Annotated in this window: 10 protein-coding genes; 8 read left to right on the plus strand and 2 right to left on the minus strand. The window is 72.9% G+C overall.

The features are described 5' to 3' along the window. Window positions 1–41 precede the first annotated feature (41 nt). Complete coding sequence (locus NGF19_RS04535; protein ID WP_252422330.1) at window positions 42–1175, minus strand: PadR family transcriptional regulator; 1134 nt, start codon at window positions 1173–1175, stop codon at window positions 42–44. A 1-nt stretch (window position 1176) separates the two neighbouring features. Then, window positions 1177–2115, minus strand: a complete 939-nt coding sequence (locus NGF19_RS04540) for a DUF4097 family beta strand repeat-containing protein (protein WP_252422331.1) — start codon at window positions 2113–2115, stop codon at window positions 1177–1179. A gap of 294 nt (window positions 2116–2409) precedes the next feature. Between NGF19_RS04540 and NGF19_RS04545 the strand changes: the two genes are divergently transcribed. The 8 genes from NGF19_RS04545 to fxsT all read left to right on the plus strand — a co-directional run bounded on the left by NGF19_RS04545 (window position 2410) and on the right by fxsT (window position 14126). Beyond that, window positions 2410–2589: a DUF6104 family protein gene (locus NGF19_RS04545; RefSeq protein ID WP_003992906.1), complete on the plus strand. Its 180-nt coding sequence runs from the start codon at window positions 2410–2412 to the stop codon at window positions 2587–2589. A 343-nt stretch (window positions 2590–2932) separates the two neighbouring features. Then, on the plus strand, window positions 2933–3292 hold the full coding sequence (locus NGF19_RS04550) for a CU044_2847 family protein (RefSeq protein WP_252422334.1): 360 nt from the start codon (window positions 2933–2935) through the stop codon (window positions 3290–3292). Then, on the plus strand, window positions 3285–5243 hold the full coding sequence (locus NGF19_RS04555; RefSeq protein WP_252422336.1) for a VMAP-C domain-containing protein: 1959 nt from the start codon (window positions 3285–3287) through the stop codon (window positions 5241–5243). The genes NGF19_RS04550 and NGF19_RS04555 overlap by 8 nt, the downstream gene beginning before the upstream one ends. A gap of 184 nt (window positions 5244–5427) precedes the next feature. Next, on the plus strand, window positions 5428–6423 hold the full coding sequence (locus tag NGF19_RS04560; RefSeq protein WP_252422337.1) for an AAA family ATPase: 996 nt from the start codon (window positions 5428–5430) through the stop codon (window positions 6421–6423). Between the two features lie 5 nt (window positions 6424–6428). Further along, on the plus strand, window positions 6429–9710 hold the full coding sequence (locus NGF19_RS04565; RefSeq protein WP_252422338.1) for an SAV_2336 N-terminal domain-related protein: 3282 nt from the start codon (window positions 6429–6431) through the stop codon (window positions 9708–9710). Beyond that, window positions 9707–9856 carry a hypothetical protein gene (locus NGF19_RS04570; protein WP_252422339.1) on the plus strand — a complete coding sequence of 50 codons (150 nt, stop codon included), beginning with the start codon at window positions 9707–9709 and terminating at the stop codon, window positions 9854–9856. The genes NGF19_RS04565 and NGF19_RS04570 overlap by 4 nt, the downstream gene beginning before the upstream one ends. Further along, window positions 9853–11076, plus strand: a complete 1224-nt coding sequence (locus NGF19_RS04575; protein WP_372505573.1) for an FxsB family cyclophane-forming radical SAM/SPASM peptide maturase — start codon at window positions 9853–9855, stop codon at window positions 11074–11076. The genes NGF19_RS04570 and NGF19_RS04575 overlap by 4 nt, the downstream gene beginning before the upstream one ends. A gap of 47 nt (window positions 11077–11123) precedes the next feature. Next, the gene (gene fxsT / locus NGF19_RS04580; RefSeq protein WP_252422340.1) at window positions 11124–14126 is read left to right on the plus strand and encodes an FxSxx-COOH system tetratricopeptide repeat protein; all 3003 of its coding nucleotides are present in this window, start codon (window positions 11124–11126) and stop codon (window positions 14124–14126) included. Window positions 14127–14207: the final 81 nt, after the last annotated feature.

Here is a 14207-nt window from a genome sequence, read left to right on the forward strand (position 1 = left end):
GCCGCCGCCCCGAGGGGCGTGACGTCGAGGCCGCCGCGTCCTCACCCCTTCGGCGCCCGCAGCGTCGCACCGATGTGTGCCGCCGCGGTCGACAGATGGCGGCGCGCCTCGCGTAGTTGATCCTCGCTCACGCCGTGGTCCCGGGCCATGTCGCGGATGTCGTCACGGAAGCGGTCCAGCAGCCGGTCGAGCGCGCGGGCCGGGTCACCCGAGAAGTCCTCGTGCGCCCAGGAGGGTTCGTAGGTTCCGGGGAATTCCTCCGGGGTCGTCGAGTACTCCGGTTCCTCCTGCGTCTTCGACGCACCCGATGTACTTGGCATGCCCGACGTGCCCGTACCTGGCGTACCCGCCGTACCTGGCGCGCCCGACCTGCCCGGCGCCCCCTTGCGTCCGGTGCCGAAGTCCTTTCCGAAGTCCTTCCCGAACTCGCTCCCGAAGGCCTTTCCGAACTCGCCGAATTCCTTGGCCAGTTCGGTCAGTCCCTCGCGTACGCCCGTCGGCCAGTCGCCTCGCGCGAAGTGGTCCTGGACCTGCTCCTGGACCCGCCGCGCCATGCGCTGCAGCTCCTCCTGTGCCTTGGCGCGCGCCCGCTCCTCGGCCTCGTCGGCCTGGCGCCGCGCCCGCTGGGCCTCGTCGCGGGCGCGCCTGCTCTCGTCCTTGGCGCGCCGGGCCTGCTCCTTCCACTCCTGCTTGGCGCGGCGCATCTCCTCCTTGGCGGCACGCCAGGACTCCTTGTCGGTCAGGTCCCCGTACTCCCCGTGCCAGCCGCGATGCTGCTGGGCGCCTTGCCGGGCCTCGGTGGCCGCGGCCCGCATCTCGCGGCGCAGATCGCCTGCCGCGCCCCGGACGTCCGCCCGGATCTCGGCGGCCAGTTCGGCGACCGACTCACGGATCTCCAGCTCCAGGTCCGCCAACTCGCCGCTGCGATCGGCCAGTTCGGCGCGGCCCGCGTCCGTGATCGCGTACACCTTCCGGCCGCCCTCGGTGGTGTGCGTGACCAGGCCCTCGGCTTCCAGCTTGGCCAGTCGCGGGTAGACCGTGCCCGCGGAGGGGGCGTACAGCCCCTGGAAGCGCTCCTCCAGCAGCCGTATCACCTCGTATCCATGGCGCGGCGCCTCGTCGAGCAGCTTCAGGAGGTAGAGCCGCAGTCGGCCATGGGCGAAGACAGGAGGCATGTCAGAGCCCCTTCCGCTCGGTCGGACCGGTCGTCGTGCCGTCGGAGGAAGTGTCGGACGCCTCACGCGGCTCGGGTATCGCGTGCTGGAGCCGCGGCTCCTTGTCCCAGGGCTCGTCCCCCGGTTCGTCCTCCGAGGGCGGGCGGCGCAGGAGGGCGATGGCGCCGGAGACCGTGGTCGCCTTCAGTGTGCCGTTGCCTCGGCCCAGGCGGCCCGTGACCCGCTTCGCGCCCCACTCGCCGCTCACGCGCAGTTCGTCGAAGGCGTTCGACACGGCGCCGCCCGTGGTGTTCGCATCGATCGCCGTGTCCACCGCGTGGGGGAGCCGGATGGCGATCTCACCCGAGACGCTCGTCAGCCGGGCGTCGGTGGGGCCGCCCGTGGGGGCCAGGTCCAGGATGATCGAGCCGCTCACCGAGTCCGCCTTCACCCGGGGGCAGGCGCCCTCGATGACGGTCAGATCGCCGTTGACGGAATTGAGCTGCAACTCGCCCGAGACGCCCTGGATCTCCACGCTTCCCGACACCGTCGCGGCATGGACCGGGCCGCTCAGGCCGACCAACGTGGCATCCCCTGTCACGCCCTTCACCTCGGCGCCGCCGTCGACCCCGGAGATCACGGCGTTGGCCCCGACCACGCCGACCTCCACGCGCGTGGACGCCGGGACTGTCAGGGAGACCACCGCGCTACGGCGTCGGCCCCTGGGGTCGAGCCACTTGAGGAAGCCCTTCCAGGGGAGGTCGTCGTACGCCACGGTCAGCGTGCCGTCCTTCTGCGTCACCACGAGGGGCGGGCCCTCCACCTCCGACACCTCCAGGCGGGCGGAACCCTCGTCGCTGCCCACCACGTTCACCGTGCCGTTGACGATGCGGACGTGCAGCGCCGTCACCGGGGTGTCGAAGGTGAGCCTCCTCGGCTCTGCGATGGACCACTCGGACATGTGCTGACCTCCTGGAACGGGCCGGACCGCGCGGCGGAACAGGGCCGGAGCCGGATGACTCGACGGGACGGGACACGACACGCCATATCGCGTCCTCGTAAGAACACGATATATCGCGGTGCAGCGGAGTCAAGACACTCGTTCCGGTGACCACCCGTCGCGGTCGGCAGGGGAGACCGTCGCGGCGCGCATCCGAACGCGGGCGGGACGACCCACGGCCTACTCTGATGGGGAGGCCCAGGGCCTGTGGGTCTGTGGGTCCGTCTGGAACTTCGTTCGCAACTGGAGCAAGAGTTGTATTTCACCGACCGAGGCATCGAGGAGCTGGAGAAGCGGCGCGGCGAGGAAGAGGTCACCTTCGAATGGCTCGCCGAGCAGCTTCGTACGTTCGTCGACCTCAACCCGGACTTCGAGGTGCCGGTGGAGCGGCTGGCCACGTGGCTGGCGCGGCTGGATGACGAGGACGACGAGTAGGGCTCATATCCAGGAGCAGGCTCGGATCCAGGTCTTGCCTCAGGGCGGGGCGCCCCGACGGGGGTGTCCCGCCCTTTCGGGTGCTTGTGTCCGGGCACTGCCGCTCAGCGCGATCGCTTGTCGGTCGCATGCCGAGCGCGTTGCTCTCGCTTGTCGGTCGCATGCCGAGCGCGTTGCTCTCGCTTGTCGGTCGCATGCCGACCGCGATGCTCTCGCCCGCCGACCGCAATGCCCACCGCAATGCTCTCGCCCGCAACCGCGACGGCCACTAGCCTCGTCGCAGTTCACGTGACGGCCGATCGCAGTCGGTCGTACCGACGCAAGGACTCGACGGGGGAGCGGCATGAGCCACATCCAGGGCGTCCGGCTGCCGGACGGCACGGTGATCACCGCCCGGATCGGTGCGGGGGAGGCGTACGGGGAGCAGGAGGACGTCGGCTTCACGGACGCGGCCCTGGCCAAGATGGACCAGTTGCAGGACCTGATCAGGGGCGTGGGCGGCAGCGTTCTCGACGCCGCCCGCGCGGCGAAGCCCAGTGAGGCGTCCATCACCTTCGGGGTGGAACTCGCCGCGAAGGAGGGGCTGGCCGTCGCCGTGCTCGCCCGGGGCGAGGCCAAGGCCTCCCTGCAGGTCACTCTCACCTGGCAGTTCGACGCCCAGCCCGCGACATCCGGCGACGGGGACCCGGCGGCGCATGACTGAGCGCAACGACAGACTCTGCGACCTCACCCGCGCCGCCACCGTCCATCTGCTGGCCGCCGACGGCGACGACCGGCCGCTGTGGGGCAGCGGCTTCTTCGTCGCGCCCGGGTGGGTGCTGACTGCGGCCCATGTCCTGCGCCCCCATCTGGCGGCCGACCGCACCCTCGGCTTCCGGGTGCGCGGCGAGGGCATCGACGCCGAGGCCCACCTCGCACAGTGGCTGCTCACCGACCCGCGCATCCCCACCGTCCCGCTGGAGGAGGACCTGGCCCTGGTGCGGCTGGCGGGCGACCCCGACGAGCATCCGCACGAATGCGTGTGGCTCGCCGACCGCGCCGTACGGCACTCCGGCGCCCTCAAGGCGTGCGGCTACTACCCCGGCCCGCCCGAGACGCACTTCCGGAGCGTGGACGCCGAGATCAACGGCCACGAGGACACCTACGGGCTGATCATCAAGCCGGACATCGAACTCCCGGCCGGTGTCTCGGGCGGCCCGCTGCTCGACCCCGGCACCGGAGCCGTCGTCGGGCTGATCAAGTCGCGCCGCAGACAGCAGGACGGCGGCAAGGCGGTGGCGATCTCCGCGCTGCGCCGCTTCGGCGACACCTACCGCACGGTCATGGCCGCCCATGACCGCTGGCACGGCGACGAGCCGCAATCCGCCGCCGGGGACAACTGGATCGACCTCCAGGGCGGCCCGTCGGACGGCGGTGGCGAGCGGTGGACCCCCGCCGACCGCCGCGAGGCCCTGCGGCTGCTCGCCGACCTGCCCGCACCGCCCGACGCGCCCACCGTCGAACTCCTGGCGGCCAAGGCCCGCAGCGGCAACAAGTGGCCCGGCGGCACACCCGAGTTGCTGACCTGGAGGGACGGCTACGGGCTGCTCTACGAGGGCGTCCAGCCGCTCGACGCGCTCACCTTCCTGCGCTACCTGAAGCACGTCGAGACGTACACGGACTCCCGGCGCGGGGACTGCGCCGCGCTCGGCAGATGGATCGACCGGCGGCTGCGCAGGGAACCACGCAAGCCCATGCACGACTTCGTCCGCGAGGTCAGCCTCCCCGCGGCGCTCAGGCCCGCCCCCGAGGACCTGCCGGACCAGGTCGTCATCCCCTACCCCGGGCCCGGCGAGGGCCCCACCGTCGCCGTCCTGCTCGACCCGGTGATCGGAGCGGACCCGGCCCGCTTCTTCTGGCAGATCTGGTACGACGACGGCGAGGGCGACCCCGAGATGTACGAGGCGGACGCCTCCGTCCACGGCTGCGCGCCCGAGGACCTCGTCCGGGCGCTGCGCGAGCCCCTCGGCAGGCTGCTGCGCGCCAAGGACCGCGACGGCAGCCCCGTGCCCCTCGAAGTCGCCCTGCCCGCAGGTCACTTCGACACCGCGGTGCACCGCTGGCGGTTCGACGACATCGCGGAACTCCATGACACCGGGCATCTCGCGGTTCGCCGCCGTGTGGTGCTGCGCGCGCTCGAACGCCGTGGGGATCCGGACAAGTTGTGGACGGAGCGCTGGCAGGCGATGCTCGGCCGACGCCGCTTCCGCGCCTGGCGCACCCCCGCGCGGCACGACGTCCCGAGCGCCCGTGGCTACCGCGAGGCCGCCTTCGACCGTATCCCGGTGATGTGCCGGCCCGCCGGGCGCGAACCCGGGCGCACCTCCATGCGGCTCGCGCTGGAGAACGGCCACGGCGTCGCGCTCTGGCACATCGACGGACACGCCTCGCGCGCCTGCCCGGAAGCGTGCGACACGCTCTACGCGCGCGTGGAGGAGCTGCTCGGCACCATGGGAGCGCTCGCCGAACTCCCCGACCGCTTACGGCAGGTACGCCAGGACGTCAGCGAGCGCCGGGCCGACCGCGCCTGGGCCGAGCCGATGGCGCTTCTGTACGACGATCCACGCCGCCCCTTGCCTCCTGAGGAGGCCGAGACCTTGGACGCGCCGCTGTGAATGCCACTGTGAGCGCCGCTGCGAACACCGCTGTGAGCGCCGCGTCGAGCGCGCGCCGCGCATGGCCGAAACAGCTTCTGCGACCGGCTGATCACGGGTACGGTTTCAGGGGCCCGTTGCGGGCGCACAACGCCCCCGTCGGCCAGGACGTGGATCACCACCGACCGTCGGCGAGGAGCGCAGCATGAGCGAGTGGTTCATCTACCGGGGCACCGGGCATCCCGATCCGAGCAGGATCGAGGGGCTGCCGCCGCCACCGCCGTGGCGGGCCTTCGACGCCCCGCCCGTGGCGTACGAGGTGCCGGACCTCGACTCCGCCACCGGCCGCAGGCTCGGCAAGCCCGTCCCGCTGCCAGTCCAGGACGCCGAGACCCTCGAACTCATCAACGCCGCACTGTACTTGCGGCGCCCCCTGCTCGTCACCGGCGAACCCGGCGTCGGCAAGTCGACCCTCGCGCACTCCGTCGCCCATGAACTCGGCCTCGGCCGCGTCCTGGAGTGGCCGGTCGTCAGCCGCAGCGAACTGCGCGACGGGCTCTACACCTACGACGCCATCGGCCGCCTCCAGGACGCCCAACTGCCCGGCGACGCCTCGGCACAGGACATCGGCCGGTACATCAAGCTCGGCCCGCTCGGCACCGCGCTGCTCGCCGCCGACCGGCCCCGCGTGCTGCTCATCGACGAGCTGGACAAGAGCGACATCGACCTGCCCAACGACCTGTTGAACGTCCTGGAGGAAGGCCGCTTCGCCATCCCCGAGTTGGAGCGGATCGCCGACCGGACCCCGGTGGTCGAGGTCCTCACGGACGACGGCCGCCGGGTGGCCGTGACAGGCGGCCATGTACGCTGCCGTACCTTCCCGTTCGTCGTCCTGACCAGCAACCGCGAGCGGGAGTTCCCCACCCCGCTGCTGCGCCGCTGTATCCCGCTCGACCTCAAGGCTCCGCGCGACGAACGCCTCGCCGCCCTGGTCCAGGCGCACTTCGGGTCGCTGGGGTACGACGACAACCGCGACATCGTCGAACGGTTCACCCGCGCCGGGGCGGACGGGGCGCTGCGCCCCACCGACCAACTGCTCAACGCGATCTTCCTCGCCCAGCACGCCGCGCGGGATGCTTCCGAGCGTCGCGAGGAACTCTCGGAGCTGCTGATGCAGCCGCTCGACCGCGGGCCGCGGTAGCCGCCATGACCTCCCGGGCGCCCGGTCCCCTCGCCGACGCCGTGAGCCCCGCGCTCACGGCGCTGGTGGCGCGCCTGCGGGACGCGGGGATCGTACCGGGCGTCGAGGAACTCGCCGACGCGCTGTGGCTGGCCCATTGGCTGCCCGCCACGACGGAGCGGTCCGACCCGGCCGAGGAGGTCGTACCGGGCGGAAGCTCCCAACGGCCGGACGACACCGGCCCGTTGCCCCCGAGTGCGCGGCTCCCCCGGCTCCCGGCCGAGCACACCGAGCCGCAACCACCCGACGCGGCCCGGCTGTTCGCACCCGAACCAGGAGAGACCGGTACCGCCGTCCCCTTGGCGCCGATAGGCGTCCCGACCGCGCCCGCCCTCCCCGAACCCCTCGCCCTGCAACGGGGGTTACGCCCCCTCCAGCGCTACCGCGCGCCCGTACGGCCCGTCCCGCGCGTCCTGGACGAGACCGCCACGGCCGAACGGGCCGCCGAGTCCGGGCTCGTGCTGCCCGTCCTGCGCACCGACCGGCGCCGCGAGGCCCGGATGCTGCTCGTGATGGACGTCTCCACCTCCACGGTGGTGTGGCAGCAGGCCCTCGACGAACTGCAGCAGGTCTGCGCGCGCGCCGGAGCCTTCCGCGAGGTGCAGGTCCAGTATCTGCACGAGGCACCGGGCGGCCTGCCCGGCTGCTCCGCCACCCCTGAGCCCACCGGCCCGCTGCACGCTCCCGAGCAGCTCAGCGACCCGACGGGACGGCGCGTCACCCTGGTGCTCAGCGACTGCGCCGGGCCGATGTGGCGCGGCGGCGCCATGCAACGGCTGCTGCACCGCTGGGCCGCGACGGCACCCGTCGCCGTCGTACAACCACTGCCGCAGCGCATGTGGCTGCGCACCCATCTGCCCGCCCGACGCGGGCTGTTGCACCGCCGCGAAGGGCCCGCGGGCGCCCTGGAGTTCCGGCCCGAGCGGGGACGTACGGAGCGTGGGGCGCTGCCCGTGCCCGTGCTCGCGCTGCGGCGCGCGTCGGTGGAGGGCTGGGCGCGGTTGGTGTCCGGGGCCACGGGACAGTCCCTGGACGCGGCGGCCGGGTGGGTACGGGCCGACCACGCGCCGTCCGCGGCGCCGGTACGGGCCGCGGCGGACCTCAGCGGAGCGGAGCGGGTGCGCGCCTTCTGGCGCCCCGCCTCCTCGGAGGCGCGCCGACTGGCCGTGTATCTGACCGCGGTGCCGCTCCATCTGCCCGTGATGCAACTGGTCCAGCACGCGATGCTCGCGCGCAGCGGACCCGATGTGCTCTCCGAGGTGCTGCTCAGTGGACTCGTCCGGCGCCGCGAGGACACCGGCCGACCCGACGGCGTGCGCTACGAGTTCCTGCCCGGGGTCGCCACGGAGCTGCGCACGCGCCTGACTGTCGAGGACGCCGAGCTGCTGTTCAAGCACTGCTCCGAGTACGTGGGACGGAAGTTCGGCCGCAGCGTGCGCAACTTCCCCGCGCTGGCAGGGGCGTTCCTGCACGGCGCGGTGCTCCGCGAGCAGCTCCTGTCGCCCACGGGTGGACCGGGTGAGGACGAGCCGGTCGGCCTGCGGGCGTTCGCCGAGGTGTCGGCGGAGGTGCTGCGGGACCTCGGCGCCCGGATGCCGGTGGTGCCGGTCCGTCCCGAACTCAGCGACAGGGAACTGCTGGAGAGGGGGCGCGCGGCGCTCGCGCGGTTCGGACGTGAGGGCCTCACCCGCGAACTCGACGCCGCGGTGGAGTACTTGCGACGGGCCACCGGGGTCGCGCGGACGCAAGCGGGCCAAGGGGCCGCCCATGAAGCCCTGGCCCAGGGGCTGTTGGCCCGCTGGCAGGTACGGGGTGTGGGGGAGGACCTTCGGGAAGCCTGGGAGTCGCTCGACGGCCGAAGGCCGCTGTCCCCCGACGGAAGGCTCGTACGAGGGCTGGTCTGCTGGGCCCAGGCGCGGAAGGTACGGACTCGGGGGATCGGCTTCCCGGGCATCCCGGACAGCCTGCGCGAGTGGGCGGGGACGGTATCGGGGAGCGCCGAGGACCACGCGTACGCCCTGCTGCTGTACGTGGCGGACCGGGATCTCACGTCGGTGCTGAGCGACGGGGGGATGCCCGAGCGGCTGTCGACCGCAGGGGGAACGCTGGCGGAGGTACGCCGGGCCCTGGCGGAAGCGGGTCCCGGCACCGGGGAAGACCTCGGGCCCGAGGAGTGGTACGTGCTGCATCTGCTCCGGGCGGCCGTAGCCGCAGGAGTACGCATCGACCTCGGCCTCTCGGAGCCCGCCCATCTCGTACGGGGACGCATCTGGCTCGACCTGGCCCGGCACTACCAGGGGAAGGGGCCGATCGAGGGGGTGGCTCCCGATACCGAGCGGGCGGCGGACCTGGCCTCGCGTGCCGCGGGCGACCTCCTGGTGGCGGCCGACGACGGCAGCGGGCTGTCCGCCGCCGAGCACTGCCGGGCCTGGCTGGACCTGGCCTCCGCCGAGGAGATCGCCGACCGGCGGGAGCCCGAGCGGCTCGCCCATGTACTGGAACACGCGCTGATCACGGCGGGCGGCGATCCCGAGCTGAGGCTCGAATGCCATATGCGGGCCGCCCGGATCCATCGCGCCCGGTTCAGGAGGACCAAGGACCCGGCCGAGCTGGACAGCGCGATCGCGGCCTGGACGGACGCCGAATGGCTGCTGAGCGAGGACGATCCCCGGCGGCCCGCCGTGCTGGCCGACTTCGGCGCGGCCCTGATCCACCGGTCGGGGACACCCGCGCGGTCCCAGGACGTCGCCAAGGCCATCGACCTGCTACGGCGCGCGGTCGACGAGTCCCCACCGGACGATCCGGAGCTGCCACGACGGAGAGGAACCCTGGCGTACGCCCATGTCCTGCGGTACGGAGCACAGCTCGTCCAGTCCGACCTGTACGAGGCAGAGTGGCTGTTCGGCGAGGCCATCCGCGGTTCGGACGACCAGGCGTTCCTGGCCAAGGCGTGGATGAGCCGGGGGGCGGCGCTCGTCCTGCTGGCCGCTCACGCGGACGCGCGTCCGCGCCAGAACGAGGCGCTCGACTGCTTCTCCCGGGCCGCCGTCCACGCCCGCGCAGCCGGGGACGAGGAACTGCTCGCCGACGCCCATGAGGCGCGAGGTCGCGTCCGGGAGCAACTGGGCGAGCCCGAAGCCGCGTTGACCGAATTCCGCACCGCACTCGACCTCACCGGGAACCCCGACACCATCGACGCCCTCCGCACCCACATCTCCCGCCTGGCCCCGGAAGCGCCCGAAGAGTGACCACCCCCGACGACACCCCCAGACCCCTCCAGGAGATCACCCCTCCCGAACACACCGATCACCCCGTACTGGCCGCCGTCCTTGCCGAAGTCCGCGCCCGGAACGGGGAGTCCACCGTCGTCGCCCACTACGAAGACGCCCCGTGACCGTCCACCCGCACCCCCACCCGCGCTGGCCGCATGCCCTCCTCGACACCGGGGCCCACCGACCCACCCCCTTCCGGCAGTTCGTGCTGAAGCTGCACAGCCGCTGCAACCTCGACTGCGCCTACTGCTACCTCTACCGGGGCCAGGACCACGGCTGGCGTGACCGCCCGCCCCGTACCGACCCCCGTACGATGCACCGCACCGCCGCCCGCGTCGCCGAGCACGTACGCACCCACGGCCTCGACCACATCCGGATAGAACTCCACGGCGGCGAGCCCCTGCTCGCCGGTCCCGCGCCCGTCCTCGCCTACGCCCGTGCCGTCCGCGAGGCCGTCCCCGCGCACTGCGCGGTCACCGCCACCGTGCAGACCAACGGCACCCGCCTCACCGACGCCGTCCTCGACCGGCTCGCGCGGGCCGGTGTCCGGGTCGGGCTCAGCCTCGACGGCGGACGCGCCGCCCACAACGCCCGCCGCGTCGACCACGCCGGGCGCCCCGCCTGGTCCGCCGCGCGCGCCGCCGCCCTCCGGCTCGCGGCGCGCCCGGCCACGTACGCCGGAGTCCTGTGCACCATCGACCCGGACACCGATCCGCTGGACGTCTACCGCTCCCTGCGCGTACTGGACCCGCCCGGCGTGGACTTCCTGCTCCCGCACGCCAACTGGGCCCATCCGCCGCCCGGTTCGAGCCCCGGCAGCCCCGGACGCCACCGGCCGCGGCCCACCCCGTACGGCGACTGGCTGGCCGCCGTCTTCGACGCCTGGTGGGACGAGCGGCGGCCCCCGACGCGGGTGCGGCTCTTCCAGGAGATCGCCGCGCTGCTGCTCGGCGCGCCCAGTTCGGCCGAGGCGGTGGGGCTCTCGCCGATGGCCGCCGTCGTGATCGAGACGGACGGCGCGATCGAGCAGGTCGACTCGCTGCGGTCGGCCTATCCGGGCGCGGCGGAGACCGGACTCGACGTCTTCCGGCACACCTTCGACGCCGCACTGCGCCATCCCGGCATCGCCGCACGGCAGTTGGGCGAGCGCGCGCTCGCGAAGGAGTGCCTGGACTGCCCGGTGGGGAAGGTGTGCGGAGGCGGCAACTACGTCCACCGGTACGCGCCCGGCACCGGCTTCCACCACCCCAGCGTCTACTGCGCCGACCTGGAACGACTCATACGGCACATCGCGCATCGGCTGGAACACACCGCCCGTACGACGGGCCGAAGCGGAAGCTGACGACAACTCACCTGTGACACAACTGCTTTGACGCACAATTGACGGACGTGTGGACAGTCGTGACCGGGTTCAACCGAGGGGACGGCGAGATGACGGCGGAGCTGGAACACGTCACGGTGGTCTTCGCCGGGCAGAGTGAGTCCTGGGCCCGGTGGATCGACCACCAGATCCAGGCCGCGGGCCGGGCCACGACGCTCATCCGATGGAACCCGCTGCGCCGGCCACCGACCGTGGAGGCGCTCGCCGACCTGCTGAGCGCGCCGGGGCGGGTGCTGCTCCTCCTCGACGACTGGTACGAGCGGCTCGGCCGCGAGCGGTTCACGGCATGGGCGGACGTCCTGCGACAGGGACTCCCGGCATACCGCGACCGGCTCGCCGCCGTGAGCGTCACCGCCCGGCCCATGCCCGAGGAGGTCATCGCCCTCGCACCCGTCGAACTGCGGGGCCTGCGCCCGGAAGTGGCGCGCAGCCGCGTCCTGGAGTGCGCGGGCGTCCCGGCTCCCGGCATCCTGGTCGACCTGCGCCGCGGCCCCCGCTTCCCGGACGACCCGCCGGAGGTGTGGCAGGCCCCGCGCCGCAACCGCCGCTTCATCGGGCGGACCGAACTGCTGGAGAAGATGTACGGGGCCTTCTCCGCCGGGCGTACCGAGGGCGCCGCCGTGGTGCTGCTCGGTCCGGGCGGCTTCGGCAAGACACAGCTCGCGCTGGAGTACGTCCACCGGTTCGCCGGTGAGTACGACATCGTGTGGTGGGTCAACGCCGCCCAACGGGTCACCGCCCGCGAGCAGTTCGCCGAGCTGGCGCCCCGGCTGGGACTGCCGGACGCCGGGGACCTCACGGCCACCATCAAGGCCGTACGACGTGAACTGGACCGCACGCTCCGGCCCTGGCTGATGGTCCTGGACGGGGCCGAGGACCCCGACCGGCTGCTCGATCTCCTCCCGGAGGGGCGCGGGCACGTGCTGATCACCACGTACCGCACCGACTGGGGCGCCCACGCCGAGACCGTCACCATCCCGGTGTTCGAGCGCCAGGAGAGCGTCGCGTTCGTGGGGCGTCGCACCGCGCGGCTGACCGACGAGCAGGCCGAGCGGCTCGCCGAGGCCGTCGAGGACATGCCGCTGCTGCTCGACCAGACCGCCACCTGGCTGGACCTGAACCCCGCCGTGCCCGTGGACGCGTATCTCCGGGACATCCGGGACGGCCGACCCGACCGGTTCGGGGTCATGGCCTCCGGCCAGTACCCGCAGAGCTTCGAGGTCGCCTGGGCCAAGCTGGTCAACAGCCTGCGCGAAGGGGCCGAATCCGCCTGGCAGTTGCTCAACCTGCTGGTCTGCTTCTCCCCGGACGTCGTCCCCGTGCGGCTGCTGCAGACGGCCCGGCACGGCGATCTGCCGCCCGAACTGGCCGAGTTGGTCGCCGAGCCCAGTAGCTGGAACACCGCCCTGCGCAAGCTGTCCGAGATCACCTCCATGCGCATCGAGTACGAGCAGAACCCTCGGATGGACACGCAGACCGTCGGCACGCTGCGCATGCACCGCCTCTTCCACCGGTTCGTGCGCTCCATCCAGTCGCCCGACGACGTCGCGCGCTACTCGGCCGCCGCCCGCAGGGTCCTGGTCTCCGCCGACCCGCGCGACCCCGCCTCGGCCGCCAACGGGGCCCGGTACGCGGCGCTCATCCCGCATCTGGAACCGTCCCGGGCCCTGGAGTCGACCGACGACGACCTCCGCGAACTCGTCCTCAACTGCATCGAACACCTGCGGATGCGGGGCGAGTACCACGACGGCTGGTGGCTGAGCCGCATGGCCGTGGAGAACTGGAGCGCCACCGCCGCGCCCACCGACCGCCACGTCCTCGTCGCCGTCCACCAACTCGCCAACATGCTCCGCAGACTGGGGAAGTACGCGGAGGCCGAGAGCGTCGGCCGCGACATCCTCGGGCGGCTGGAGACCGCCGGGAACACCCGCCCCATCGAGCTGATCCGCGCCAAGGACGGCCTCGGCGGCACGCTCATGGCGCTCGCCCGGTACGACGAGGCGGGCGCCCTGTTCGAGGAGGCCGCCGCGATCGCCGCCGCCGAACTCGGCGACGAGCAGGTGCCGCGCACCCTCGCCCTCCGCAGCAACCTCGCGGTCGCCCTCGGCCTCCAGGGCCACTACGCCGACTCGCTCTCCCTGCATCTGAAGGTCTTCGAGGCCCGTGTGGAGGTCCTCGGCGGCAAGCATCCGCTCACCCTCAACTCCGCGCTGGGCACGGCCTGGATGCTGCGGCTGCTCGGCGACTACCGCGAGGCACTGGCCATCCAGGGCCACAACTCCCGCGCCCACAGCCAGGCGTTGGGCCGCAACCACAGCCAGACCCTGCTCGCCGAGCACAACCTCGCCCTGTGCGCCCGCCGCGTCGGCGACCTCCAGTTCGCGGAGGCCATGATGGGCGCGGCCCGGCGCAGGCTGCTGGGCCGCCGCGGCCCCCAGCACCCCGAGTCCCTGATGGTCACCTGCGACTACGCGATGCTGCTGCGCGACCTGGGCCGTATCGAAGAGGCCCGGGAACTGGCCGAGTTCAGCGCCGGCCAGTACGCGGCCCAGCTCGGCGACCATCATCCGTACGCGATCGGGGCGCGGGACAACGTCGCCGTCCTGCTGCGCGAGGCGGGTGAGAGCCAGGAGGCGCTCGAACTGTCCCGCGATGTCCGCGCCCGGATGGAGCGGGCGGTGGGCGCCGACCATCCCTGGGCCATCGGCTGCGCCAAGAACCAGGTCGCCGCGCTCGCCGCCGACGGCGACACCGAGGCCGCGGTCGCCCTGGGCCGCGAGACCGCCGAGCGGGCCGCGCGCACCCTGACCGACGCGCACATCCTCACCATCAGCCTGCGGGCCGGACTCGCGGTCGACCTGGCCGGGCTGGGTGAGCACGCGGAGGCCGAGGCGCTGCGCCGGGACGCGGCCACCCGGCTCACCTGGCTCCTCGGCGCCGATCACCCGCACATCCGCCGCATCCTCGAACGCCACCGCCCGCACTGGGACTTCGAGCCCCAGCCGATCTGAGCGGCGACGGCCGCCGAGCACGCCGAGCACGCCGAACGGTCGAACATGCCGAAGGGCCCGGTCCCGGGAAGAACTCCCGGG

Origin of the sequence: Streptomyces macrolidinus, assembly GCF_023887685.1 — a bacterium.
Classification (GTDB): Bacteria; Actinomycetota; Actinomycetes; order Streptomycetales; family Streptomycetaceae; genus Streptomyces; species Streptomyces macrolidinus.